This is a genomic window from Microbacterium atlanticum (assembly GCF_015277815.1).
Lineage (GTDB): Bacteria > Actinomycetota > Actinomycetes > Actinomycetales > Microbacteriaceae > Microbacterium > Microbacterium atlanticum.
Genome location: NZ_CP063813.1, coordinates 2,041,554 through 2,066,562, shown reverse-complemented (window position 1 = coordinate 2,066,562; position 25,009 = coordinate 2,041,554). Strand labels below are relative to the sequence as shown.

General features: G+C 71.2%; 21 protein-coding genes. 11 read left to right on the top strand and 10 right to left on the bottom strand.

Annotated features, from left to right (window positions below; genetic code table 11):
* Positions 1–128: 128 nt before the first annotated feature.
* A complete protein-coding gene (locus IR212_RS09385; protein ID WP_194395680.1) occupies positions 129–1,298 on the top strand; it encodes a YihY/virulence factor BrkB family protein in 1,170 nt (389 codons plus the stop codon).
* A complete protein-coding gene (locus tag IR212_RS09380; protein ID WP_194395679.1) occupies positions 1,295–2,062 on the top strand; it encodes an NAD(P)H-hydrate epimerase in 768 nt (255 codons plus the stop codon). Before IR212_RS09385 ends, IR212_RS09380 begins: the two co-directional genes overlap by 4 nt.
* 26 nt (positions 2,063–2,088) lie before the next feature.
* Here the strand turns inward: IR212_RS09380 and IR212_RS09375 are convergent, their stop codons facing one another.
* From IR212_RS09375 to glgP, 3 genes are all read right to left on the bottom strand, one after another.
* The gene (locus tag IR212_RS09375) at positions 2,089–2,820 is read right to left on the bottom strand and encodes a glutamine amidotransferase (RefSeq protein ID WP_194395678.1); all 732 of its coding nucleotides are present in this window, start codon (positions 2,818–2,820) and stop codon (positions 2,089–2,091) included.
* 77 nt (positions 2,821–2,897) lie between these two features.
* Entirely contained in the window at positions 2,898–5,420 is a 2,523-nt protein-coding gene (locus IR212_RS09370) for a rhamnogalacturonan lyase (RefSeq protein WP_194395677.1), read from the bottom strand.
* 204 nt (positions 5,421–5,624) lie between these two features.
* Entirely contained in the window at positions 5,625–8,180 is a 2,556-nt protein-coding gene (glgP, locus tag IR212_RS09365) for an alpha-glucan family phosphorylase (protein WP_194395676.1), read from the bottom strand.
* Between the two features lie 150 nt (positions 8,181–8,330).
* Here glgP and IR212_RS09360 point away from each other — a divergent pair, with 150 nt between their 5' ends.
* Positions 8,331–8,564, top strand: a complete 234-nt coding sequence (locus tag IR212_RS09360; protein ID WP_194395675.1) for a response regulator — start codon at positions 8,331–8,333, stop codon at positions 8,562–8,564.
* Entirely contained in the window at positions 8,551–9,201 is a 651-nt protein-coding gene (locus IR212_RS09355; RefSeq protein ID WP_194395674.1) for a CYTH domain-containing protein, read from the top strand. Before IR212_RS09360 ends, IR212_RS09355 begins: the two co-directional genes overlap by 14 nt.
* 209 nt (positions 9,202–9,410) lie before the next feature.
* Here the strand turns inward: IR212_RS09355 and lpdA are convergent, their stop codons facing one another.
* The 3 genes from lpdA to IR212_RS17085 are packed head-to-tail and all read right to left on the bottom strand — an operon-like array spanning position 9,411 to position 11,826.
* On the bottom strand, positions 9,411–10,811 hold the full coding sequence (gene lpdA, locus IR212_RS09350) for a dihydrolipoyl dehydrogenase (RefSeq protein ID WP_194395673.1): 1,401 nt from the start codon (positions 10,809–10,811) through the stop codon (positions 9,411–9,413).
* Between the two features lie 9 nt (positions 10,812–10,820).
* On the bottom strand, positions 10,821–11,516 hold the full coding sequence (locus IR212_RS09345; RefSeq protein ID WP_194395672.1) for a copper resistance CopC family protein: 696 nt from the start codon (positions 11,514–11,516) through the stop codon (positions 10,821–10,823).
* 46 nt (positions 11,517–11,562) lie between these two features.
* On the bottom strand, positions 11,563–11,826 hold the full coding sequence (locus tag IR212_RS17085) for a hypothetical protein (protein WP_228479250.1): 264 nt from the start codon (positions 11,824–11,826) through the stop codon (positions 11,563–11,565).
* Between IR212_RS17085 and IR212_RS17355 the strand changes: the two genes are divergently transcribed.
* On the top strand, positions 11,711–12,022 hold the full coding sequence (locus IR212_RS17355; protein ID WP_475591208.1) for a four-helix bundle copper-binding protein: 312 nt from the start codon (positions 11,711–11,713) through the stop codon (positions 12,020–12,022). The two genes, IR212_RS17085 and IR212_RS17355, sit on opposite strands and share 116 nt — an antisense overlap.
* A gap of 52 nt (positions 12,023–12,074) precedes the next feature.
* Here the strand turns inward: IR212_RS17355 and IR212_RS09335 are convergent, their stop codons facing one another.
* Positions 12,075–12,425 carry a hypothetical protein gene (locus IR212_RS09335; RefSeq protein ID WP_228479248.1) on the bottom strand — a complete coding sequence of 117 codons (351 nt, stop codon included), beginning with the start codon at positions 12,423–12,425 and terminating at the stop codon, positions 12,075–12,077.
* A 205-nt stretch (positions 12,426–12,630) separates the two neighbouring features.
* On the opposite strand from IR212_RS09335, the gene IR212_RS09330 reads away from it, so the two are divergent.
* From IR212_RS09330 to IR212_RS09320, 3 genes are all read left to right on the top strand, one after another.
* On the top strand, positions 12,631–13,134 hold the full coding sequence (locus IR212_RS09330; RefSeq protein WP_194395670.1) for an FHA domain-containing protein: 504 nt from the start codon (positions 12,631–12,633) through the stop codon (positions 13,132–13,134).
* Positions 13,134–13,826, top strand: coding sequence for a transcriptional regulator FtsR (gene ftsR / locus IR212_RS09325; protein WP_194395669.1), 693 nt, complete (start codon positions 13,134–13,136; stop codon positions 13,824–13,826). Before IR212_RS09330 ends, ftsR begins: the two co-directional genes overlap by 1 nt.
* Positions 13,827–13,982: 156 nt before the next feature.
* Positions 13,983–14,525, top strand: coding sequence for a MerR family transcriptional regulator (locus tag IR212_RS09320; protein WP_194395668.1), 543 nt, complete (start codon positions 13,983–13,985; stop codon positions 14,523–14,525).
* Positions 14,526–14,578: 53 nt separating this feature from the next.
* Here the strand turns inward: IR212_RS09320 and IR212_RS09315 are convergent, their stop codons facing one another.
* Positions 14,579–15,808, bottom strand: a complete 1,230-nt coding sequence (locus tag IR212_RS09315; protein ID WP_420488594.1) for a trans-sulfuration enzyme family protein — start codon at positions 15,806–15,808, stop codon at positions 14,579–14,581.
* A gap of 124 nt (positions 15,809–15,932) precedes the next feature.
* Positions 15,933–16,742 carry a ParA family protein gene (locus IR212_RS09310; protein WP_194395667.1) on the bottom strand — a complete coding sequence of 270 codons (810 nt, stop codon included), beginning with the start codon at positions 16,740–16,742 and terminating at the stop codon, positions 15,933–15,935.
* 85 nt (positions 16,743–16,827) lie between these two features.
* Here IR212_RS09310 and IR212_RS09305 point away from each other — a divergent pair, with 85 nt between their 5' ends.
* Genes IR212_RS09305 through IR212_RS09295 form a run of 3 tightly spaced genes read left to right on the top strand, consistent with a single transcriptional unit; the run spans position 16,828 to position 22,998 of the window.
* On the top strand, positions 16,828–20,235 hold the full coding sequence (locus IR212_RS09305; RefSeq protein ID WP_194395666.1) for a pyruvate carboxylase: 3,408 nt from the start codon (positions 16,828–16,830) through the stop codon (positions 20,233–20,235).
* Between the two features lie 60 nt (positions 20,236–20,295).
* Positions 20,296–22,500: a MinD/ParA family ATP-binding protein gene (locus IR212_RS17275; RefSeq protein WP_337907593.1), complete on the top strand. Its 2,205-nt coding sequence runs from the start codon at positions 20,296–20,298 to the stop codon at positions 22,498–22,500.
* A gap of 6 nt (positions 22,501–22,506) precedes the next feature.
* The gene (locus tag IR212_RS09295) at positions 22,507–22,998 is read left to right on the top strand and encodes a peptide deformylase (RefSeq protein WP_194395665.1); all 492 of its coding nucleotides are present in this window, start codon (positions 22,507–22,509) and stop codon (positions 22,996–22,998) included.
* 58 nt (positions 22,999–23,056) lie between these two features.
* On the opposite strand, the gene IR212_RS09290 is transcribed toward IR212_RS09295, so the two are convergent.
* The gene (locus tag IR212_RS09290) at positions 23,057–24,883 is read right to left on the bottom strand and encodes an AMP-dependent synthetase/ligase (RefSeq protein ID WP_194395664.1); all 1,827 of its coding nucleotides are present in this window, start codon (positions 24,881–24,883) and stop codon (positions 23,057–23,059) included.
* Between the last annotated feature and the right edge of the window lie 126 nt (positions 24,884–25,009).

The window sequence follows — 25,009 nt, the reverse complement described above, 5'->3', positions numbered from 1 at the left end:
CATTATCGCGAAGACCGACGCCCACTGGCGATTCTCCCCAGTCCCCAGGGATCCCCAGTCCCTGGGGACATCCTACGCACCACGTCAAGCCTGGGGCGCGGAGAATCCGCACTGACTACTCTGGCGCCATGGCCACGTCGACAGACTCAGTGACCGAGGGCACGGACGCCGTACGGGCGGGCGAGGACTCCGCCGGTGCCGCGGGGGCTTCCGGTCGAGAGGCCGGGCCAGCAGGCGCGCCGCCCGGGGGAGCGGTGCCGGCGCAGGGGTTCATCCCGAAGGCGACCGCCTGGGCGCTGTCGCTCAAGCCCGTGCGGGTGTGGCTGCACTACGCCGAGCGCCGCGGTCCGATGCTCTCGGACAGCGTCACCTACCGCGCGCTGTTCTCGGTGTTCGCCGGCGTGCTGCTCGGCTTCTCGTTCGCGGCGATCTGGCTGAGCGACAACCCGGAGGCGTGGCGGTCGCTGGTGGCGGCGGTGGATGCCGCGATCCCGGGCCTCGTCGGCGAGGACGGTCTTGTCGACGTCGCCGACATCCAGGCGCCGGCGGGCCTCACCGTCGCCGGCGTCATCGCCCTCGTCGGCCTGCTCGGCGCCGCCATCGGCGCCATCGGGTCCCTCCGCGTGGCCCTGCGCACGCTGGCCGACAGGGTGCACGACGACGTGCTGTTCATCTGGGTGCTGCTGCGCAACCTGCTGCTTGCGATCGCGATCGGCGGCGGCTTCGTGCTGTCGGCAGGCGCCACCTTCGTCGGCACGTCGTTCGTCGGCGTCGTGCTCGACTGGCTCGGACTGAGCCAGAGCGCGCTGGCGGAGCTCGCCACCCGGACGGTGTCCATCGTCGTGGTGTTCCTGCTCGACATGGCGCTCGTCGCCCTCGCCTTCCGCACGCTCAGCGGGGTGCGCCCGCGCGCCCGCTCGCTGTGGACGGGCGCCTTCCTCGGTGCGGTGGGCCTCATCGTGCTGCAGCAGCTGTCCAGCCTGTTCGTGCGGGGCGCCGGATCCAACCCGCTCCTGGCCTCGTTCGCCGCGCTCATCGCACTGCTGCTGTGGCTCAACCTGTCGGCCCAGGTGATCCTCCTCGCCGGCACCTGGATCATCGTGGGCGAGCGCGACCGCGTCGACCGGGTGCGCGAGCGGTTCGGGTCGCCGACGTTCGCGCTGCGTCGCGTGAGGCAGGCCGAGGACGCCGTCCGCGTCGCCACCGAGGAGCTCGCGCACGCCCGCATCGCCGCCGACGACGAACGGGAGGCGGCGCGCAAGAAGCAGGCCGAGCACGACGCAGGGGAGAAGTCATGAGCATCGAGGTGCCCACCTACACCGCCGACCAGGTGCGCGACGCCGAGCGGCCGCTCCTCGACGCGGGCGTGCCGCTCATGCAGCGCGCCGCGGGCGCCCTCTCGGAGGTCGTCCGCGCCGAGCTCGGCACCATGGCCTCCGGCGGCGCCGCCCCCTCCTGGCGCGCGCTGGAGCCGACCGTCCCCGGCGCCCCGCACGAGCAGCGCCCCCGCATCCTCGTGCTCGCGGGGGGCGGCGACAACGGCGGCGACGCCCTGTATGCCGCGGCCGGTCTCACCGACGTCGCCGACGTCGATGTCGTGCTCATCGGCGACCGGTTCCACGAGGCGGCCTTCACCGCCGCGATCGGGGCCGGCGCCCGACGCATCGAGCTCGTCGAGGCCGAGCACGGCGGCGACGCGTACGCCGTGGTCGTCGACGGCGTCGTCGGCATCGGGGCTTCGCGCGACGCCCGCCTGCGCGGCGCCGCCCGAGACGCGGTGTCGAGCTTCCTCGCCGACGCGGAGGAAGCAGAGCGGATGCCGCGCATCGTCGCCGTCGACATCCCCAGCGGCCTGCACCCCGACACCGGAGCGGCCGACGACGCCGTGCTCGCGGCATCCGTCACCGTCACCTTCGGCGCGGTCAAGGCCGGCCTCGTCACCGGCCGGGGTCCCGACCTCGCCGGCGAGATCGTGCTCGTCGACATCGGGCTCACGGACGCCCTGGCGTCGGCCGAGCCCGTGGGCACGGCGACGGTCTCGCGCGTCGTGACCCGCCGCTGAGCCGGACCGCCGCGGAGGCCGCCGGGTCAGCGGGCGTAACGCTCGACGAACGTGCGCAGCATCCGGCTCGGCTCGGACACCGCCGCCCGGCGCACGGCGGAGAGCGTCAGCTCGAGTTCGTCAGCGCCGAAGTAGCCGTACCCGGCGTAAGCGTGGATGCGCGTGGTGATGCCGTCGACGTCGAGCTCGGGGTGGAACTGCGTCGCATACACGTTCCGGCCCACCCGGAACATCTGCACCGGGCAGTCCGGCGACGACCCGAGCAGCACCGCGGACGACGGCAGGCTGGTGATCGCCTCCTTGTGGCCGACGAACGCGTTGAACGTCTGGGGCATGCCGGCCAGAAGCGGGTCGGCTGCTCCCGCCTCCGTCAGCGTCACCGGGACGACGCCGATGCGCTCGCCGTACGTGCGGTCGATGCCGGCGCCGAGGTAGGCGCCCAGCGTGCCGACGCCGTAGCAGGCGCCGAGGAACGGGAAGTCGCGAGCGACGACGTCGTCGAGGAGCGTCTGGAACTCCGCCTCGACCCGGCGCTGCACCGGCGACTTCGTCTCGGCGGCGTCGGAGGCGTTGAACGGTCCGCCGCCGACGAAGATGCCCGACAACCCGCCGAGGTCGAGCGCCGGCATGGGTTCCGCCTCGAGCCGCACGCGGATGAGCCGGGCGGGGGTGAGGCCGGTGTAGCGCAGGAAGAGCGCGTACTCCTCGTCGGCCGGCACATCCTCGGCACGGGTGGCGAGGAGGACGAACGGCTTCACGACACCACTTTACGGCGGGAACGACGGATGCCCCGCCCCGCGCTCACGCGTCGGGACGAGGCATCCGTGCTCCGGTGTCAGCGCTTCGTCTGGAACTGGTGCGTCCAGGTCGACACCGCGCCGGCGTCGACCGCGAAGCCGGCCTTCGGCACGGCCGTCACGGTGACCTCGCTGCCGTCGGCGACCGGGTGGGGTCCATGCGCGGCGAGCTCGCCGTCGAGGTAGACGTCGAACGCCGCATCGGGCTTGACGACGACGAGGTCGGTCGACGCGCCGCGACGCTCGACGAACGTGGGCTCCTTCGGCGTGGCCGCCTGCGTCAGCACCGGCACGTGGGCGAAGTCCATGTCGCTCGCGAGGTAGTAGCTCGTGTACGACGGCTGGTTGTAGGTGGTGTTCTGACGGGCCACCTCGGCGCGGTACTGCACGTCGTGCAGCAGCGTCGGCAGCTTGTGCGTCGTCACCCCGGTGCTGGTGAAGATGCGCAGCGCGCTCGAGTCGGCGGTGCGCACGAGCAGCTCCTCGCGCCAGTCGCCGAGCACGTCGGCCACGAGCGACGGGTTGCCCTTGGTGCCGTTGTTCGTGCGGGTGCCCTCGGCGGTGAGCACGCGGCCGCGGGTCCAGTCGTCGATCGTGACGTTCTGGTCGCCGCTGCCGTTCACGATCTGCGTCGTGAGGTCGGCCGCCCAGCGGATGGACTGGTTGGTGCCGGGGATCGCGCTGCCGAGGATGTCGCCCGTCGCGCTCAGCAGACCCGATGCCTCGGTCCCGCCCGGCATGCTCGCCCACGCCTCGATCCCGGTGACGTCGGCGCGGACGTCGCCGATCATGCTGCGGCCGGTGTCGCGGCCGGAATACGCGCCGAAGATCACCTCGCCGGTCGCGGCGTCGCGCATCGCCGACCCGTACGGGGCGTACGCGCCGCCCTCGTGGGCCGTCCAGATCTCCAGGCCGGGGCGGTTCGGGTCGATGTCGGTGACGTGCATGGCATCGCCGTGGCCGAGCCGCACGGTCTCGCCGGGCGTCGCGCTGCCCGCGGGCATCACGTCGAAGGAGCTGTAGAGCAGACCGCCGTCGTCGTCGATCGTCGCCGCGCCGTACACGATCTCGTGCTTGCCGTCGCCGTCGACATCGGCGGCGCTCAGCGAGTGGAAGCCCTGCGTGGTGATCGTGCCGTACACCGGGTCGGTGCCGTCGCGCCCGTGGGGCCCGTCGTTGAACGGGTTCGTCATCGGGACGTGGCCGCTGTCGACGAACCAGCGCTTCGTGAGGCTCTCGCCGTCCCAGTCGTACGCCGCGATGGTCGAACGCGTGTAGTAGCCGCGGGCGAACACCGCCGACGGGTGCGTCCCGTCGAGGTACGCCACGCCCGCGAGGAAGCGGTCGACACGGTTGCCCGGCTCGATGCGCGACATCGCGTAGTCGCCCCACAGCAGGCCGTCGTCGCCGCGGCCCGGCTCGTACCGCACCGTCTCGAGCTCTTCGCCGGTTGCCGAGTCGAAGACCGTGAGGTACTCCGGCCCGTCGACGATGAAGCCCTCGAAGGTGGTGAGGTCGTTGCGGCCGCTGCGCGCCGGCGCGTAGGTGGTGATGAAGTGGTCGACGAGTTCGGTCGCGGAGGCCTCGGACAGCGGATACTCGTGGGCGACGGGGATCCCGAACGCCTCCTCGAGCGTCGCGGGCCAGTTGCCGGCGACGACCTCGGGGTGCTCGGACCAGGCCTGGAACACCTCGACGAGGTGCGCGCGGTAGTCGGCGGCGCTCAGGCGGTAGTCGTCGGTGTGCGCGTAGCCCGCCGCGACGTCTTCGGCGAGCATGGTGATGTGCTGCGGCGCCTGGGCGGCGCCGTCCGCGTCGTACCGCGTCGACGACGTGCCGGGTGCGGTCTTGAGCATGGTCTCGGAGCGGCCGTCGCCGTCGAAGTCGTAGACCATGAACTGCGTGTAGTGCGCGCCGGCACGGATGTTGACGCCGAGGTCGATGCGGTTGAGCAGCGTGCCGTCGAGCTCGTAGGTGTCGACGTACACCGATCCGGTGTACCCCTTCTGCGAGACGTCCTTCGAGTTGGACGGATCCCACTTCACGACGAACTCGAGGGCGCCGTCGCCGTCGACGTCGGCGACCGAGGCGTCGTTGGCCGAGTAGGTGTACGCCTCGCCGGCGGGCGTGACCCCGTCGGCCGGCTTGGTCAGCGGCAGATCGTAGAAGCCGTCGCCCCAGACCGACACGGGTGCCGACTGCTCGCCGGTGACGTCGTGCCACGCCGGTGCGACCGTGTACTGCGAATCGGCCGTGCCCTCAGGATCGGCGTAGTTGGTGCTGTCGCCGACCGTCGCGATGCGCTCGCCGTCGCGGAACACCGCGAACGACGGGCCGCTCACGCCGGTGTCGGTGGCGGGCCCCGCCTCGGTGGCCAGCAGCCGCCAGCTGAGGAAGACGCCCTCGCCCGTCGATACCGCGACGAGGCCGCGGTCGAGCGCCTCGAGCTGTGGAGAGCCGGGTGCGGGGTCGGCCAGCGCGGGGTGCGCAAGGCCGAGGGTGAGTGCGCACGCGGCAGTGGATGCCACGAGCGCGCGGACGGATGTTCTGCGGAGATTCATCGTCGAATCGGTCTCCCGAGTCAGGGCCCGTGTGGGGTGCGGGCGGTTCACCGGTCGAAGACGCGGGGAATGCGTTTTCCCGAGCGACGATAGACGACGGGCCGGAGCCGGTCAATGGGAAGCGCGGGTGGATTGGAACGATTTAATGTGACGGATGCCTCGCCCCGGCCCGATCGGCCGGGTCGAGGCATCCGTCATGCCGCGCTATGAGGCGTACGTCACCAGGCCCAGCTCGACCGGCGACACCAGCTGCGGGTGGGCCGGACGGACGCGGACGGTGTAGCCGAAGGTGCCCGTCACCGTGAGGGGGAGCGTGGCCGTGAACGTCGTGACGCCGTCGACGCCGGCACCCGGCGTGAGGCGGTACACGGAGTGCTCGCGGTCGAGCGCGTCGTCCTCGTCGGTGCGGCCGTAGATGAGCTCGACGGCGACGTCCTCGGGGGAGAGGCCGTCCAGGCGCACGTCGGCGCGCACCTCGAGGGTGTCGCCGGCCTGTGCCTGCTGCGGGATGCCGGAGCTGTCGACGCTCGCGATCGAGACGCGGCTCCACGCCTGCGTGACGCGGGCGATGAACGCCGCCACCGCGCGGGCCTCGGCGAAGTCGTCGGCACGGAGGGCGACGTCGTTCCGGGCGGCCGGCACGTACAGGCGCTCGACGTAGTCGCGCACCATGCGGTCGCTCGTCGCCTTCTTTCCGAGGTCGGTCATCGTGTGGCGGACCATGCGCAGCCACGCCGTCGGGATGCCGCCGTCGCGGTCGTAGAACCGCGGCACCAGCTGGTGCTCGATGAGGTCGTACAGCGCGGCCGCTTCGGCGTCGTCGCGCTCCTCGTCGTTCGAGGCGGTGTCGGCCGACGGGATCGCCCAGCCGTTCTGGCCGTCGAACCACTCGTCCCACCACCCGTCGAGGATGGACAGGTTCAGCGCCCCGTTCAGCGCGGCCTTCATGCCGCTCGTCCCGCACGCCTCGAGCGGGCGCAGCGGGTTGTTGAGCCACACGTCGCACCCGGGGTACAGGTCCTTGGCGAGGGTGATGTCGTAGTCGGGAAGGAACACGATGCGTCCGCGCACCTTCGGGTCGCGGCTGAAGCGCACCAGCTGCTGGATGAGGATCTTGCCCGAGTCGTCCGCCGGGTGCGACTTGCCGCCGATCACGATCTGCACGGGACGCTCGGGGTCGGTGAGGAGCTTCGTGAGGCGCTCGGGGTCGCGCAGCATGAGAGTGAGGCGCTTGTACGTCGGCACGCGGCGCGCGAAGCCGATGGTGAGCACCTCGGGGTCGAGCAGGTCCTCGACCCACGACGGCGCCCGGCTGCTGCCGTTGGTGACGGATGCCGCCACCCGCCGCCGCGCCTCCGCGACGAGTTCGCCCTTCATCTGCTGGCGGACGCCCCACAGCTCGGCGTCCGTGACGACCGAGTGGTCGGTCCAGTCGTGGGTGTCGGTGTGCGCGTCGCCCCATGCCCGCTCGCTCACGGCCTTCAGTGCGGGGTGCACCCACGTGGGGGCGTGCACGCCGTTCGTGATGGAGGTGATCGGCACCTCGTCGCTGTCGACGCCGGGCCACAACATCCCGAACATGCCCCGGCTGACCTCGCCGTGGAGCATCGAGACGCCGTTGGCGTGCTGGCCGAGGTGCAGGCCGAGCACGGCCATGTTGAAGACGCCCTGGTCGCCCCCCTGCCACGTCTCGAGGCCGAGCGCGATGGCGCGCGCGGCGTCGAGGTTCTGGAAGAGGCCGCTGGCGAGGTAGTCCGCGATGAGCTCGCGCGGGAAGCGGTCGATGCCCGCGGGCACCGGCGTGTGGGTGGTGAAGACGGTGCCCGCGCGCACCTGCGCCAGAGCCACGTCGAAGTCGAGGCCGTCGTGGGTGATCAGCTCCGACATCCGCTCCAGGCCCTGGAACCCGGCGTGCCCCTCGTTGGTGTGGTAGACGTCGGGCGCGGGGCGGCCGGTGAGCTCCGACCACGCGCGCACGGCCCGCACGCCGCCGACGCCGAGCAGCAGCTCCTGCAGCAGGCGGTGCTCGCCGCCCCCGCCGTAGAGCCGGTCGGTGACCCGGCGCATCTCGTCGGTGTTCGACGGCGTCTCGGAGTCGAGGAGGAGCAGCGGGATGCGCCCGATGTCGGCGACCCACACCCGCGCGTGCAGCCGGCGGTCGGCCGGAAGGTCGAGGGCGATCTCGACCGGTGCGCCCTCGCGGTCGCGCAGGAGCGTCAGGCCGAGCCCGTAGGGATCGAGCAGCGGATACGCCTCGCGCTGCCAGCCGTCGTCGCCGATGGACTGACGGAAGTAGCCGGCGCGGTAGAAGAGGCCGACGCCGGTGAGCGGCACACCCAGGTCGGAGGCGCTCTTCAGGTGATCGCCGGCGAGGATGCCCAGACCGCCGGAGTACTGCGGCAGCGAGCCGTCGACGCCGAACTCGGGGGAGAAGTAGGCGATGTGCGCCGGCTTGTCGCCCTCAAGGCGCTGGAACCAGCGGTCCCCGGTGAGGTAGGCGGTGAGGCGCTCGTCCTCGTCGCGCACGCGGGCGACGAACTCCTCGTCGCGGGCGAGCTCGTCGAGGCGGTCCTGCCCGAGGGCGCCGAGCATGCGGGCCGGGTTGGCGCCGATCTCGTCCCAGAGCCGTGGATCCATCGAGGCGAACAGCGCGTGGGTCGCGCGGCTCCACGACCAGCGCCAGTTCGACGCGAGGCGGTCGAGCGGGGCGAGGGAGTCGGCGAGGACAGGGCGGACCGTGAACGTTCGGATGGCCTTCACGCGAGCGATTCTAGGGGGAGAACCTGGAAGCGCTTGCACCGAATGTCCCTCGCGGACCTCAGGATTGCGTCAGCCGTGCGCCCCTGACACGTCAAGCGGCGAATCGCAAGGGAGCCGGTCGGGGCCGCGCACCGGGTCTACGCTGACGGTATGGCCATCGCACGACTGCACGGAGGCCCGCTCGACGGGCAGCTCCTCCCGCTCGAAGATCCCGATCTCGACCGCATGATCGTCCCCTACAGCGAGACGCAGGTCGTCTACGAACGCCGCGGCGACCTCGAGCGCACCGGCGACCACGACGGCCCGACCGAGGCGGAGTTCTGGTTCGTCGAGGCCGAGAACGACATCGACCCCGACAGCGACCAGCCGCGTGAGCGCCGCTGACAGCGCCTCCAGCCGCGACGACCCGACGCGCTCGGTCGAGGTCGAGCTGAAGTTCGACGTCGACGAGGACACTCCGCTGCCCGACTGGGCGGCACTGCCGGGCGTCGACTCGGTCGCCCAGCCCGAGGTCCGCGAGCTCGACGCGGTCTACTACGACAGCGACGACCTCGCTCTCGCCCACGCCGGCTACGCGGTGCGCCGGCGATCGGGCGGCCCCGACGCGGGCTGGCACATCAAGGGTCCGCGCTCGACCGACGGCGGGCGGGTCGAGCTGCAGTGGCCGCTCGGACCGAAAGGACGGATTCCGGATGCCGTCGCCGACGCCGTCTCATCCGTGACCTCTCGCGCCTCCCTCACCCCGATCGCGCGCATCCGCAACCACCGCACCGCCTATGCGCTGCGGGACGCCGACGGCGGTGTGGTCGCCGAATTCGTGGACGATCGCGTGCACGCCGTCGACGAGCGCGCCGGCGTGGAGCGCGACTGGCGCGAGTGGGAGTTCGAGCTCGGAGCGGCCGCCCCGACGGCGCCCGCCGACCGCGACGCCCTCTTCGCCGCGGCCCGGCACGCGGTGGAGGCCGCAGGCGGCCGGGAAGCGGCATCCGCTTCTAAGCTCGCCCGCACTCTCGGTCACTGAGCGTCCGCGCCCGGCCTGTGCCCGGGTCCCGCGGTTTGCGGGGATCCCGCGTGCGCCGTGCATGGCCGGTCACCGCGACACGCCGGCGAGCGGATGCCGAGCCCGGCGTGTCGCGCGACCGGGAGGCATCCGGCACCGGTCGGAGCGGAACAGGGCGAACGGCGGCGGCCCTGAGAGGACTCAGGGCCGCCGCCGTTCGGGTCAGATCGTCAAAGGTTGATCATGTGGCCGGCGAGGCCGTGGAAGGCCTCCTGCACGGCCTCGGAGAGGGTCGGGTGCGTGTGGACGTTGCGCGCCGCCTCGAGGGCGGTGAGGTCCCACTTCTGCGCGAGGGTGAGCTCGGGCAGCAGCTCCGACACGTCGGGCCCGATGAGGTGGCCGCCGAGCAGCTCGAGGTGCTCGCCGTCGGCGATGAGCTTCACGAACCCGATGGGCTCGCCCAGGCCGTTGGCCTTGCCGTTGGCCGAGAACGGGAACTTCGCCACCTTGACGTCGTAGCCTGCGTCGCGGGCCTGCTGCTCGGTGAGGCCGAACGAGGCGACCTGGGGAGAGCAGAACGTGGCGCGCGGCATCATGCGGTAGTCGCCGAGGGTCATCGTCTCGGCCTTGCCGATCGTCTCGGCGGCGACGACCGCCTGCGCCTCGGCCACGTGCGCCAGCTGCAGCTTCGCGGTGACGTCGCCGATCGCGTAGATGTGCGGCACGCTGGTGCGCATGTGGTCGTCGATGTCGATCGCGCCGCGGTCGGTGAGCTTGACGCCGGTGTTCTCCAGGCCGAAGCCCTCGACGTTCGGCGCGAATCCGATCGACATCATCACCTTGTCGGCGTCGATGGACTGCGTCTCGCCGCCGGCGGCCGGGGTGTACGTGACGGTGACCCGGTCGCCGTGGTCGGTCACGGTCTCGACCTTGGTCGAAGTGAGGATGTCGACGCCGTACTTCTTGTACTGCTTGGCGATCTCCTTCGACACGTCGGCGTCCTCGTTGGGGAGGGCGCGGTCGAGGAACTCGATGATCGTGACCTTCACGCCGTAGTTCACCATCACGAAGGCGAACTCCATGCCGATGGCGCCGGCGCCGACGATGACGATCGACTGCGGCAGATCGCGGGCGAGGATCTGCTCCTCGTACGTGACGACGTTGCCGCCCAGCTGCACGCCCGGGAGCAGGCGCACCTTCGAGCCGGTCGAGATGATCGCGTTGTCGAAGGTGACGTCGTCGGTCGACCCGTCGGCCTTGGTCACGCGGATCGCGTTGGGGCCGGTGAAGGAGCCGCGGCCCTCGTACTCGGTGACCTTGTTCTTCTTCATCAGGTAGTGGATGCCCTTGACGTGGGTCTCCGCCACCTTGCGGCTGCGATCCCACGCGACCCCGAAGTCGAACTGCACGTCGCCCGAGATGCCGAAGAGGTCCGCCTTGTGGTGGAACTGGTGGGCCAGGTCGGCGTTCTTCAGCAGCGCCTTGGAGGGGATGCAGCCGACGTTGAGGCACACACCGCCCCAGTACTTCTCTTCGATGATCGCGACCGTGAGGCCGAGCTGAGCAGCACGGACGGCCGCGACGTACCCGCCGGGACCCGCGCCGAGGATGGCGACGTCGTAGTGAGGCATGCTCCCAGCCTACTGGTCGGCAGGGGGCTCGGAACCGGGCCGTGACGCCGTCCCCGCCGCGCCACGACGGGCTTCGTCGAGGTCCCGGTCGCGGCGGGCGCGGGAGAGCACGAGGTAGAGCACGGCACCCGCGACCCCCGCGGCGAGGAGGCCGAAGAGCACCCATGGCCACACGTCGCCGAAGGTCGAATCCGCCTCATCGGGGGCGATCGCCGTCGGTGTGGCCGTCGGCGTCTCGGTCTCCACCGGAGCGGCCGTCTCGGTGGGCGTCGGGGTGGTCGTCTCGGTCGGAGTCGGCGCGGGGGCGCCCGCGACCGTGAACGAGAACTCGCCCGAGATGGGGTGTCCGTCGCTGGAGACGACCTTCCACAGCACCGTGACGGCACCGGATGCCTCGCCCGCGAGCGGCTGCGTGAGCACGTTGTCGCGGACGACGGGCGGGTCGTCGGTCAGCGCCGTGCCCGCGGCATCCGTCACCTCCACGACCGAGGCGCCCTCGTCGTCGGCGATCTCGGCGCTGAAGGTCAGCGTGAGCTGCGCGGGGAGCGCGTCGAGGGACGTGTCGGCGGCGGGATCGCTGCCCACGAGCTCGTCGTGGGCCTGGGCGGGGGAGGCCGCGCCCAGGACGAGGCCGAGGGCGGCGAGGAGTGCGGCCAGGAGGATCCCGGCACGGGCGGCGAGGGGTTTGTGAAGAGTGTGTGACATCACCCGATCGACCCTATCCGGCTCTTTGATCCGGTCGCTGTGAGGTCTAGCCTGGCGACAGGCGGGGAACCTGCCCGCCCGAGCCCCCGGTGACGGAAGGATGGCGGCAGATGGACCAGATGATGATGGGCGCCATGTCGAAGGCGTCCATGCCCGGCATGGAGAACATGGACATGTCGGTCATGCAGGCCTGTATGGACGCCTGCTCGGCCTGCGAGCAGGCGTGCACGGTGTGCTCCACGCAGATGATGTCGTGCGCCCCGGCGTGCATGAACTGCGCCGACATGTGCAACACGATGATGCGCGCCATGATGCGCATGCAGGGCATGAACCAGGCGACGATGATGGCGATGCTCGACGCGTGCATCGCGATGTGCCAGCTCTGCATGGACGAGTGCATGAAGCACGCCGACCACAGCGAGGTCTGCAAGATGTGCGCTCAGTCGTGCCAGGCGTGCATGGACGCCTGCATGGCGATGAAGAACTCGATGATGGCGATGAGCTGAGGCTCGTCGCCTCACTCCTGCCCGGCGGGCCGCCGTCCCGGTGTCGGTTGCGTCAGCCCCGCAGGACGTTGAACCGCGCGCCGCCCACGGCGAGCACGTGGTAGCGCTCGTGGAGCGCCACGGGCGTGCCCACGGTCGCGGCGGCAGCGGCTCCCGTGCCGTTCCACAGCGCGACGGCCGAGTCGTCGGCCACGGTGCGGACGATCACGAAGCCCGAGCGGGCGTCGGAAGCCTCGACGATCGCGTCGGCCCACTCGGACGGCGTGGCCGATGCGAGCCTCGCCTGGATCAGGTGCAGCGCGTGGCCGGGCGCGAACGAGGAGCAGGAGTCGCCGTGGTCGCACATGCACGCCGCACGCTCACGCACCTCGAGGGGCGGAATGTGGCGGTGCGGACTGGACACGGTCGACTCCTTGCGGTCGCTGATCGGCTGGGGTTCTGCCAGGCTAGGCGGGCGTGTCGTCCGAGGCATCCCGCGTGACACGCGACGAAACATTGCCCGGGGGCGAGAGCTCGCACCCTGCGGGGCGACATCGCGAGGCGAACCCGAAACGGCCCTTCCGCGGGTGGGGCGATCGGATAGGCTGAAAAGACAAGAGGAGGAAACCGTGGAGCACGACCGCCGACCCGATGAGGGCGACATCCGCCGCGCAGCCGGGGCCGACGCACGGGGTTCCGACCGCGCCGCCGACACGACGCAGACCTTCGGCCACGATTCCGACCTCTCGTTCGTCCCGTTCGGGAGCGAACTGGGTGAGGCCGAGCTCGATGCGATCGACGCCCTCCCCTCCGGGGCCGCCCTGCTGCTGGTCCGCTCCGGACCGACCGCGGGCGCCCGCTACCTGCTCGACTCCGACGTCACCACGGTCGGGCGTCACCCCGAGGCCGACATCTTCTTCGACGACGTCACCGTGTCGCGTCGGCACGCCGAGATCACGCGCACCGGCACGTCGTTCGAGCTCGTCGACCAGCGCTCGCTCAACGGCACGTACGTCAACGGGGAGCGAGTCGACCGCGCCACGCTGACCAACGGCGCCGAGGTGCGCGTGGGCAAGTTCCGCCTCAACTTCTTCGTCTCTCCCGCCGACCTCCCGCAGGCAGCGGAAGCCTGATGCCCGCGGCATCCGCTCGCGAAAGGGCGTCGTCCGCAGGTCTTCTCAGCATCGGGCAGGTGCTCGCGCGACTGTCGCCGGAGTTCCCGTCGCTGACGTCGAGCAAGCTGCGCTTCCTCGAGGTGCAGGGCATCGTCACGCCGCTTCGCACCGAGTCGGGCTACCGCAAGTTCTCGCAGGACGACCTCGAGCGGCTGCGGCTCGCGCTCACACTGCAGCGTGACCACTACCTGCCGCTGTCGGTCATCCGCGACTACCTCGAAGACATCGACGCGGGCCGCGATCCGGCGACTCCGACCGCCGTGCCGCCGCCGTCGATCGTCCCCGCCCCGCGCCGCTACCGCCGCGACGAGCTGCTCGCCGCGGCCGGCGCGGCGCCGCAGCTGCTCAACGACGCCGTCAGCACGGGCATCTTCGCCGCTGCGGAGACCTACACCGAGCAGTCCGTCACCCTGCTGCGCGCGCTCGTCGCGCTCGACCGGCACGGCATCGAGCCGCGCCACGTGCGTGCCCTGCGTCAGAGCGCGGAGCGCGACGTCGCGCTGGTGGAATCGGCGCTCGCGCCGCTGCTGCGCAGGACGGACGCGTCGTCCCGCGGGCGCGCGGGCGAGCTCGCGCCCGAGCTCGTCCGCCGGCTCGACGACGTGCGGGCGATCTTCGTCCGCAGCGCGCTCGACCGCCTTCTCTCCTGAGGGCCTGGCGGTGCGCATGGGCGGTGTCTCGGCCGCCGTCCCGACGGCTGTGCAGGGTGCGCGCCGCGACACGCCGACCCGTGAACACCGGATGTCGTTGCCGCGAGGGTGAGGCTGATCTAGCGTTGAGGTATTCGATCCGGAGGGGGGACGAGCATGGCCGGAGATGCCACTGACGGCGAACGGTTCGAAGCCGACCTCCTCTTCACGGACGGACTCCCGGCGATGGACGACGAGGTCGGCTATCGCGGCGCCGTCGCCGCGCGTGCCGCCGGCATCACCTACCGTCAGCTCGACTACTGGGCGCGCACCGAGCTGGTCGAGCCGACCGTTCGCGGCGCGAGCGGCTCCGGATCGCAGCGGCTGTACGGATTCCGCGACATCCTCGTGCTCAAGCTCGTCAAGCGCCTCCTCGACACCGGCATCTCGCTGCAGCAGATCCGCACCGCCGTCGAGCAGTTGCGGGCGGCCGGCATCCGCGACCTCGCGGGTACGACGCTCATGAGCGACGGGGCGTCCGTCTACCTCTGCACGTCCAACGACGAGGTCATCGACCTCGTCAGTCGCGGCCAGGGCGTGTTCGGCATCGCCGTGGGCAAGGTCCTGCGCGAGGTCGAGTCCGAGCTCGTCGAGTTCGAGGTCGAGAAGCCCGACCCCATGGACGAGCTCGCCGTGCGCCGCGCGGCTCGCTCGGCCTGACGCGCTGCCGGCCGGCGGGCCTGGTTCGCCGCTCGCCGGCCCGGCTGCGGGATTCAGCCCCGTGCGGCTGCGACGTTCGCGTGCGCCTCGTCCGCGCGAGCCCCGGTCGCAGCGGTGAGCGCCTGGTCGAGGTCGGCGATGAGGTCGGACGGATCCTCGAGCCCGATCGAGAGGCGCACGAGCGCGTCCGACGGCTTCGCCTCCGACGCGACGGGCCGGTGGGTGAGCGCCGCGGGGTGCTGGATGAGGGAGTCGACGCTGCCGAGTGACACCGCGTGGGTGAACAGGCGAACGGATGCCGTCAGCGCGGCGGCCGCGTCGAAGCCGTCGGCCAGCTCGATCGCGATCATCGCGCCCGGACCGTCCTGCTGTGTTCCGATCAGGCCCTGCGGGTCGCTGGAGGCGAATCCGGGGAAGTGGACGCGTGCCACCTCGGGCCGCGTCGTGAGCCAGTCGGCCACCACCCGGGCTCCCGCCTGCTGGGCCCGCATGCGCACCGGCAGCGTCGCGAGGCCGCGGTGCAGGAGGTAGGCGGCGAGGGGGTGCATGATCGCGCCCGTGATCGCCCGCGTGCGGCGCAGTGCGGCGGCGAGCCGGGCGTCGCACGCCACGACGCCGCCGACGACGTCGCCGTGCCCGCCGAGGTACTTCGTCGCGCTGTGCAGCGACAGGGAGGCTCCGAGGTCCAGCGGCCGTTGCAGCACCGGCGTCGCGAAGGTGTTGTCGACGAGCACCGGCACCGAGCCCGCGGCGGCGACCACCGCGGCGATGTCGACGAGGTCCAGCGTCGGGTTGGCCGGCGTCTCGAGCACGACGAGTGCCGTGTCGTCGCGAACCGCCGAGGCGACGGCATCCGGCGCGCAGAACGTCGCCTGGACATCGAGCAGCCCCGAAGCCAGCAGATGATCGGTGCCGCCGTAGAGCGGGCGCACCCCGACGATGTGGCGGCGCTTCGACTCGTGCGCGAGCGCGAGGATCACTGCGGTGACCGCCGCCATCCCCGACGAGAACGCCACGGCCTCCTCGGCGTGCTCGAGCCGGGCGAGGGCCTCTTCGAAACGGGCGACCGTGGGGTTCCACAGCCGGGCGTAGACGTGGGAGCCGCCCTCGAACGGATGCCCCCCGGTGGCGAGCACCTCGTACGACATGCCGCCCAGCTCGATGCCGGGCAGCGGGTTCGTCGACGAGAGGTCGAGGGGGAGGGCGTGGACGCCGAGACCCGCGAGGTCTTCGCGGCCGGCATGCACGGCAAGGCTGTCGGGGTGCAACGTCATCGGTGCCATGGCGATATGGTCAACGACGCCGCGAGGAAACGCAAATCCTGGTCAGCCGGTCGAGCACAAAGCGTGCACACTGTTCATCCGCTGAGCATTGTGGTCACCGGGCAGGGGCGCGGGACCGGGCGCGTCAGGAGCGGGTGTCCTCGGGGACCGGGATGCGGCCGGTGCGCACGATGCGGTCCAGCAGCGAGTCGAAATCGGCCGCGAGCTCCTGGGCGGAGTCACCGGGCCAGATGTGCAGCGGCTTGGCGGCGCCTTGCGCCTGCTGCAGCGACGTGCGCTCGGGCAGCTGGGGCGAGAGGACGAGCGGGCCGAACATGTCGCGCAGCTCCTTGATGCGGAACTGGTGCTCGATCGACTGCGGGCGCACCCGGTTCACCACGATGCCGAGCGGCTGGAGGCGAGGGGAGAGGCCGCGGCGGATCTCCTCGATCGCCCGCAGCGCGCGATCGGCGGCCGCCACCGAGAACAGGCCCGGCTCGGTCACGACGATGACCCGGTCGGAGGCAGCCCATGCGGTGCGGGTCAGCGCGTTCAGCGACGGAGCGCAGTCGACCAGCACGAGGTCGTAGTCGGCCTCGATCGTGGCGAGCGCCTCTTCGAGCTTCCAGACGTCGCGCACGCTGGGGTGCGGGCCGTCGAAGTTGATCGCGGAGGGGCTGCCGATGAGAACGTCGATCGTGCCGGGATGTACCTTGGCCCAGCCGCTGGAGGTGATGGCCTGGCGGACCGTCTTCTCCTTGGGGTTGGCCAGGACGTCAGCGACGTTGAGCCGCCCGGCGACCTGGATGTCCATGCCCGTCGATACGTCGGACTGCGGGTCGAGGTCGACGACGAGCGTGCGGACTCCGCGGGCGAAAGCCGCCGACGCGAGTCCGAGAGTCACGGTCGTCTTGCCGACGCCACCCTTGAGCGAGCTGACGGATAGGACGTGCACAAGGCACCACGTTACCGTCCCCTAGGCTGAGAGCACACTCAGCCCGCCCCGCGGGTCCGCCTGCGCCGCCGCATACGGAGGTCGAATGTTCCGCAAGATTCTGGTCGCGAACCGAGGCGAGATCGCCATCCGGGCATTCCGTGCGGCATATGAGCTCGGAGCTCGCACCGTTGCCGTGTTCCCCTTCGAGGATCGCGGATCGCTGCACCGGCAGAAGGCCGACGAGTCGTACGAGATCGGCGAGAAGGGGCATCCGGTCCGCGCCTATCTCGATGTCGACGAGATCGTGCGGGTCGCCAAGGAGGCCGGTGCGGACGCCATCTACCCCGGGTACGGCTTCCTCTCCGAGAACCCCGAGCTCGCCGAGAAGGCAGCGGCCAACGGCATCGCCTTCATCGGGCCGCCCGCGCGCGTGCTCGAGATGGCGGGGAACAAGGTCACCGCGAAGCAGCACGCCATCGCCGCCGGCGTGCCGGTGCTGCGCTCGACCGAGGCATCCGACGACGTCGACGAGCTGCTGGGGCAGGCCGACGACATCGGATTCCCCATCTTCGTCAAGGCGGTCGCCGGCGGCGGAGGCCGCGGCATGCGCCGCGTCGAGCGGCGCGAAGAGCTCGCCCCGGCCCTCGCCGAGGCCATGCGCGAAGCGGGGAGCGCGTTCGGCGACGCCCGCGTCTTCCTCGAGCAGGCGGTGCAGCGGCCGCGTCACGTCGAGGTGCAGGTGCTCGCCGACGGCACCGGCGAGACCGTGCACCTCTTCGAGCGCGACTGCTCGGTGCAGCGCCGCCACCAGAAGGTCATCGAGATCGCGCCGGCGCCGAACCTCGACCCGGCGGTGCGCGATGCGCTGCACGGCTACGCGGTCGCCTTCGCGCGGTCGATCGGCTACCAGAACGCGGGGACCGTCGAGTTCCTGCTCGAGACCGCCGGACCCCGCACCGGCGAGGTCGTCTTCATCGAGATGAACCCGCGCATCCAGGTGGAGCACACGGTCACCGAAGAGGTCACCGACGTCGACCTCGTGCAGTCGCAGATCCGCATCGCGGCGGGGGAGACCCTCGCCGACCTCGGCCTCACGCAGGACCGCATCCAGCTGCGCGGCGCGGCGCTGCAGTGCCGCATCACGACCGAGGATCCCGCCCAGGGCTTCCGGCCCGACACCGGCCGGATCACGACGTACCGCTCACCCGGCGGCGCGGGCATCCGCCTGGACGGCGGCACCACTGCCGCAGGCTCGCAGATCAGCCCGCACTTCGACTCGATGCTCGCCAAGCTCACCTGCCGGGGCCGCGACTTCCCGGCTGCCGTGGCCCGCGCGCGCCGCGCCCTGGCGGAGTTCCGCATCCGCGGCGTCGCGACCAACATCCCGTTCCTGCGCGCGGTGCTCGACGACCCCGCGTTCGTCGCCGGAGACGTCAGCACCTCGTTCATCGACGAGCGGCCGTCGCTGCTGACGAGCAACCCCTCGCGCGACCGCGCCACCAAGCTCCTCAACTGGCTGGGTGACGTCACCGTCAACCGTCCCTACGGTGAGAAGCCGCTGGCGGTCTCGCCGGGCAGCAAGCTGCCCGAGATCGACCTCGCGTCGCCGCCGCCCGCGGGCACCCTCGACCGGCTGCGCGAGCTCGGGCCCGAAGGCTTCGCCAAGGCCCTGCGCGCGCAGACGGCGCTGGCGGTCACCGAGACCACGTTCCGCGACGCGCACCAGTCGCTGCTGGCAACGCGCGTGCGCACGCGCGACCTGGTGCGCGTCGGCCCGCACGTCTCGCGCATGACCCCGCAGCTGCTGTCGGTGGAGGCGTGGGGCGGCGCCACCTACGACGTCGCACTGCGCTTCCTCGCGGAAGATCCGTGGGAGCGTCTCGAAGCGCTGCGCACCGCCATGCCGAACATCCCGATCCAGATGCTGCTGCGGGGCCGCAACACCGTCGGCTACACCCCGCGGCCGGTGGCGGTGACGGATGCCTTCGTCCGCGAGGCAGCCGCCACCGGCGTCGACATCTTCCGCATCTTCGACGCGCTCAACGACGTGTCGCAGATGCGTCCGGCGATCGATGCGGTACGCGCCACGGGCACGGCGGTCGCGGAGGTGGCGCTGTGCTACACCTCGGATCTGCTCGACCCGTCGGAGAAGCTCTACACCCTCGACTACTACCTGCGCCTGGCGGAGCAGATCGTGGAATCCGGGGCCCACATCCTCGCGATCAAGGACATGGCAGGGCTCGTCCGCCCGGCCGCCGCGGCGAAGCTCGTCACGGCGCTGCGCGAGAACTTCGACCTGCCCGTGCACCTGCACACGCACGACACCGCCGGCGGGCAGCTCGCGACGCTGCTGGCGGCCAGTGCCGCGGGAGTGGACGCGGTGGATGCCGCGGCCGCGCCGATGTCGGGAACCACCAGCCAGCCCTCCCTCTCGGCACTGGTCGCCGCGCTCGCGCACACCGACCGCGACACCGGACTGGACCTCCAGGCCGTGAGCGACCTCGAGCCGTACTGGGAGGCGGTCCGCCACCTCTACCGGCCCTTCGAGTCGGGACTGCCGTCGCCCACGGGCCGCGTGTACCACCACGAGATCCCCGGCGGTCAGCTGTCGAACCTCCGCCAGCAGGCGATCGCGCTGGGCCTGGCCGACGACTTCGAGCTCATCGAGGACATGTACGCGGCCGCCGACCGCATCCTGGGGCGTATCCCCAAGGTCACCCCATCCTCGAAGGTGGTGGGCGACCTCGCCCTCGCCCTGGTCGCCGTGCGCGCCGATCCCGCCGACTTCGAGGCGAACCCGCAGAACTACGACATCCCGGACTCGGTCGTCGGATTCATGGCCGGCGAGCTGGGCGACCTGCCCGGCGGCTGGCCCGAGCCGTTCCGTACGAAGGTGCTCGAGGGTCGCACGATCTCGATCGACGTGCCGCCGCTCACCGAGGAGGAGCAGGACGGACTGGGCGGGGATGCCGCGACACGGCGCCGCACGCTGAACCGCCTGCTCTTCCCGGGGCCGGCGCGCGAGTTCGAGAAGAACCGGGAGACGTACGGCGACCTCACCGCCCTCGGGACGCCCGACTACCTCTACGGGCTCAAGCCCGGCGAGGAGCACGTCGCCGAGATCGACCCGGGCGTGCAGCTGTACGTCGGGCTCGAGGCGATCGGCGAGGCCGACGACAAGGGCATCCGCACCGTCATGACCACCCTCAACGGTCAGCTGCGCCCGGTGTTCGTGCGCGATCGCAGCATCAAGGTCGAGACGCGTCAGGCCGAGAAGGCCGACACGTCCAAGCCGGGACAGGTGGCGGCGCCCTTCTCGGGAGTGGTGACCCTGAAGGCGGCGATCGGCGACAAGGTCTCGACCGGTCAGCCGGTCGCGTCGATCGAGGCGATGAAGATGGAGGCGGCCATCACCGCACCCGTCGACGGCGTGGTCGAAAGGCTCGCGATCGCCGAGACGGCGCAGGTCGACGCGGGCGACCTTTTGGTCGTGATCCGTCCGGCGCAGTAGCCTGGAAGGCGGCTTACGCCCGATACCGCCGCCTCGCCCTGCCCTCAGGAGAACCACCCCGTGACGCCCGACCGCAACGACCACACGCACGACGAGCCCGAGAACGGCGTGCTCTCCGACACGGGGAGTCTCGACACGACGGGTCTCGGCATCCTCGGTGGTGGGACGGCGCAGGTCAACGTCGAGCTTCCGACAGAGGCCGACGACGATCTCGACGATGACGGCGTCATCGACGGCGAAGTGCCCTTCATCATCGAGATCCCGGCCGACGCCGACCTGCCGGTCGACGCGCCCGTGGAGTCTCACGACTTCGGCACGCACACCACAGAGGCCGAGATCGTGGACGATTCGAACGACTCCCTCGGGTGGACGATCGAGCGGGGCGACTACGCGCCCGACCCCGCGGCGGAGGACGTCACGGACGGCCACGTCATGGAGTACGAGGCATCCGTCGTCTCACCCGACGACGAGGCCGGGAACGACGAGGCGGGCTCGGACGCCGCGTGGGCCGGGCACGAGGGCGAGAGTGCCGAGGCGGCGGACGGCTCCGCGTGGAACCACGACCCCGCTGCCGGATCCGTGGCGGGGGACGAGGCGGAGACCTTCGCCGGAGCCGCGTCTGAGACCTTCGCCGGAGGGGTGCCGGTCACCGCCGAGGTCGTGGAGATCGCTCCCGACTCGGGGAGCGCGGCGGAGGCGCACGTCGATGCGGGGTCTGCGCCCGAGACCCACGAGCCGGAGGTCTTCGCCGACGCGACGCCCGGGCCGGCCAGCGACAACGTCTCGGAGCCTGCGACGCCGGCAGGCGAGTCGGCGGCCGAGGCCGATTCGGCCGACCCCGCGGCGGCCGAATCGCACTTCCCGGACGACTTCTCCGACGTCGAGTTCGCAGCCGGCGACTTCGACGGCGACTTCGATCCCGCCGAGTTCGATCTGGCTCTGGAGGACGACGGCGCCGAGCACGTGGCGCCCCTGGCGCTGACTCCCGAGTCGGGAGACGATGTCATCGCGACCGACGACACCGCGGAGGAACCCATGACTTCGACGACTCCGGCCGACGACGCGGACGATGCGGCGCCCGACGCGGTGCCGGCCCCGCCGACGCCCCCGGTGGCGCACCCGATCGCCCCTGCTGCCCCGCCGCTCCCCGCCCCGGCCGCGACCGCCGCGACAGGGCCCGTGCCCAGCCGGCGTCGCTCGCACGGCACCGGTGCGCAGCCGGTCGTGACGGGCTCCGCCGCGCGCGCGGTCGAGCGGTCCCAGCCGCGTGCGGACGTGGCGCTGACATCGAAGCGACTCGGCGAGCTCGAGTCCGGCCGCGAGACCGCCGACCTCCTCACCGCCGACCGGCTGCTCGACCCGCACCAGGTGGTGCGCCCCGAGCCCGAGGGTGCCTGGCAGCACTTCGTGTACTCGATCTCAGGCCGGCGCATCAACCTCGGCGACAGCAAGCGGGCCCGGGCGCGCAAGGAGCTCGACCGTCGCATCGCGGCCCCGCTGCCCGGCGGCGCCCGCTTCGTGCCGGTGCTCTCGCGCAAGGGCGGCGTGGGCAAGACGACCGTCACGACGCTTCTCGGCATGGCCCTGGCCGACGCGCGTGACGACCGGGTCATCGCGGTCGACGCGAATCCCGACCGCGGCACCCTCGCCGAGCGGATCACCCGCGAGAGCGGCAAGACGGTGCGCGACCTGGTGCGCGTCCGCGGCGAGGTCGTCGGGTTCAACGACCTGTCGAACATGGTGGCCCGCGACGAGACGCGGCTCGACGTGGTTGCGTCCGATGCCGACCCCCGCGTCTCCGAGGCGTTCAGCGATGCCGACTACCGTGACGTGGCGAGCCTGGCCGCGCACTACTACTCGGTGGTGCTCACCGACACCGGCACCGGGATCGTCCACTCGGTCATGGAGGCGACCCTCGATCTCGCCGACCAGCTCGTCATCGTCGCCGGCCTCAGCGTCGACGAGGCGCGGCTGGCGTCCGAGACGCTCACGTGGCTGGAGACCAACGGACACTCCGAGAAGGTGCGCAACGCCGTCGTCGTGCTCAACAGCGCACGTCCGGGGCATCCGCTCGTCCAGCTCGACGAACTCGAGACGCACTTCCGCACGCGGGTGAGGGAGGTCGTGCGCATCCCCTACGACGCGCACATCGCCGCCGGCAGCGCCATCGTGTTCCGCGAACTGCAGCCCGCGACGCGCCTGGCCGCTCGCCGGCTCGCGGCGACCGTGGTCGAGGGCCTCCGCTCGCTGGCATCGGCGGCCTGAGCGCAGATGGCCGTCCGCACCATCCGTCTCTTCGGCGATCCTGTCCTCACGTCCGTCAGCGCACCGATCGACGACATCGACGACGGCGTGCGCGCCCTCGTCCGCGATCTCCTCGACACCGTCGAGCTGCCCGGTCGCGCCGGCGTCGCGGCGCCCCAGATCGGCGTCGGCCTGCGCGCCTTCAGCTACAACATCGACGGCGACATCGGCTATGTGCTCAACCCGGTGCTCGTCGAGGTCGCGGGGGAGCCCGAGGCGATCGGCGAAGGATGCCTGTCGGTGCCGGGTCTCTGGCACGACGCCGTGCGCCGCCCCTGGGCGAAGGTCGTCGGCATCGACCTCGACGGCAACGAGGTCGTGCTCGAGGGCGAGGGCCTGCTCGCCCAGGCGCTGCAGCACGAGACCGACCACCTCGACGGCACGCTCTACATCCAGCGGCTCACGCCCGAGCAGCGCCGCGTCGCCATGCGCGAGATCCGCGAGTCCGACTGGTTCTGACCAAGAGGCGGATGCCGGCTTCCCCGGCATCCGCCTCTCGTGCGCCTTCCGCCGGTCGTCAGCTCAGCGAGACGTTCGACGTGTTGACCGGCACCGCGTAGAGCTGCTCGATGTCGCCGGCGAAGTCGGTGAGGATCACGTTGCGCTTGATGCTCATCTTCGGCGTGAGGTGTCCGCTCGCCTCGGTCCACTCGGTGGGGAGGATCGTGAACTTGCGGATCGACTCGGCGCGCGAGACGTGCTTGTTGGCGATGTCGATCGCCCGCTGCACCTCGGCGCGGACGGCGTCGTTCTTCGCGGCGTCGGCGAGCGACATGTCGCCCGGCAGGTTGTTGTTCGCGAGCCACGTCGGCAGCATCTCGGGGTCGAGGGTGACCAGAGCCGCGATGAACGGCTTCTGATCGCCCACGACGACGACCTGGCCGACGATCGGGTTGGCGCGGATCGGGTCTTCGAGCGCGGCGGGGGCGACGTTCTTGCCGCCGGCCGTGACGATGATCTCCTTCTTGCGCCCGGTGATGGTGAGGAAGCCCTCGTCGTCGAACGAGCCCAGGTCGCCGGTCTTGAACCAGTCGCCGTCGAACGCCGCCGCGGTCGCCTCGGGGTTGCGCCAGTACTCCTTGAAGACGTTGATGCCGCGCACCTCCACCTCGCCGTCCTCGGCCAGGCGGATGCCGACGCCGGGGAGCACCGGGCCCACCGTGCCGATCTTCGACTTGCTGGCGAGGTTCACCGTCGCGGGTGCCGTCGTCTCGGTGAGGCCGTAGCCCTCGAGGATCGTCACGCCCAGGCTGTGGAAGAAGTGCCCGAGGCGCGGGCCGAGCGGTGCGGACCCTGACACGGCGTAGACGACGCGACCGCCCATCGCCGCCCGCAGCTTGCTGTAGACCAGCCGGTCGAACAGCGCGAACTTGATCCTGGTGCCGAGCGGGATCTTCTTGCCCTCCTGCTCGAGGCGGGAGTGCTCGATCGCGGTGTGCGCGGCGGCGCGGAAGATCTTGCCCTTTCCGCCCGCTTCGGCCTTCTGCTCGGCGGAGTTGTACACCTTCTCGAAGACGCGCGGGACGGCGAGGAGGAAGGTCGGCTTGAACGATCCGAGAGCGGGAAGCAGCTGCTTCGTGTCGGGCTGGTGGCCGGTCTTCACGCCGGCGTGGATATCGAGGACCGAGATGAACCGCGCGAAGATGTGGGCCGTCGTGATGAACAGCAGGGTCGACGCTCCGGGAACCTCGACGACCTCGTGCAGGGACTTCGCCGAGTTGCGGACGAGTTCGACGAAGTTGCTGTGCGTGAGGACGCAGCCCTTCGGGCGGCCGGTCGAGCCGGACGTGTAGATGAGCGTGGCGATGTCGGCGCCGTTGGCGAGGTTGCGACGGCGCTCGATCTCCTCGTCGGTCACCGAGGCGCCCTCGGCGATGAGCTTGTCGAGGTCGCCCGCGTGCATCTCCCACGAGGAGCGGATCAGGGGAAGCTCAGGCTTGACCTCGGCGAACCGGGCGGTGTGCTCGGGGCTCTCGGCGATGAGGGCGATCGCACCCGAGTCGGTGAGGATCCAGGCGATCTGGGCGGGCGAGCTCGTCTCGTAGATCGGCACCATGACCGCGCCGGCGTAGAAGAGCGCGAAGTCGACGAGCGTCCACTCGTACGTGGTGCGCGCGATGAAGCCGACCTTGTCGCCGGGCTGGATGCCGCCGGCGGCGAAGCCCTTGGCGAGGGCGATGACCTGCTTCTCGAACTCGGCGGCGGTGATGTCGCGCCAGCCCTCGCCGTCGGGGACGGCGAAGAGGGCGAGGTTCGGTGTCGCCTTCACCCGCTCGGCGAGGAGGTCGGTGACGTTCGCCTGCGGGTCGGCGGGCACGATGGCGGGGACTTCGAATTGGACCACGGCAGCTCCTTCGGTACCGGATTGCGGGAATCTCGGGTGGGTCTCATCAGAGTCTAATCAGGTGTCACATCCCGCCGAGCGGCGGATGTGGAGCGTGCCTCCTGGATAGACTGCAAGGCGCCGTCG

Excerpts from the sequence above, each read along its gene's own strand:
- IR212_RS09385 (WP_194395680.1), top strand. The coding sequence starts at position 129 with ATGGCCACGTCGACAGACTCAGTGACCGAGGGCACGGACGCCGTACGG.
- IR212_RS09380 (WP_194395679.1), top strand. The coding sequence starts at position 1,295 with ATGAGCATCGAGGTGCCCACCTACACCGCCGACCAGGTGCGCGACGCC.
- IR212_RS09370 (WP_194395677.1), bottom strand. The coding sequence starts at position 5,420 with ATGAATCTCCGCAGAACATCCGTCCGCGCGCTCGTGGCATCCACTGCC.
- IR212_RS09360 (WP_194395675.1), top strand. The coding sequence starts at position 8,331 with ATGGCCATCGCACGACTGCACGGAGGCCCGCTCGACGGGCAGCTCCTC.
- lpdA (WP_194395673.1), bottom strand. The coding sequence starts at position 10,811 with ATGCCTCACTACGACGTCGCCATCCTCGGCGCGGGTCCCGGCGGGTAC.
- IR212_RS09345 (WP_194395672.1), bottom strand. The coding sequence starts at position 11,516 with ATGTCACACACTCTTCACAAACCCCTCGCCGCCCGTGCCGGGATCCTC.
- IR212_RS17355 (WP_475591208.1), top strand. The coding sequence starts at position 11,711 with ATGGACGCCTGCTCGGCCTGCGAGCAGGCGTGCACGGTGTGCTCCACG.
- IR212_RS17085 (WP_228479250.1), bottom strand. The coding sequence starts at position 11,826 with ATGGCGCGCATCATCGTGTTGCACATGTCGGCGCAGTTCATGCACGCC.
- ftsR (WP_194395669.1), top strand. The coding sequence starts at position 13,134 with ATGCCCGCGGCATCCGCTCGCGAAAGGGCGTCGTCCGCAGGTCTTCTC.
- IR212_RS09320 (WP_194395668.1), top strand. The coding sequence starts at position 13,983 with ATGGCCGGAGATGCCACTGACGGCGAACGGTTCGAAGCCGACCTCCTC.
- IR212_RS09315 (WP_420488594.1), bottom strand. The coding sequence starts at position 15,808 with ATGGCACCGATGACGTTGCACCCCGACAGCCTTGCCGTGCATGCCGGC.
- IR212_RS09305 (WP_194395666.1), top strand. The coding sequence starts at position 16,828 with ATGTTCCGCAAGATTCTGGTCGCGAACCGAGGCGAGATCGCCATCCGG.
- IR212_RS09295 (WP_194395665.1), top strand. The coding sequence starts at position 22,507 with ATGGCCGTCCGCACCATCCGTCTCTTCGGCGATCCTGTCCTCACGTCC.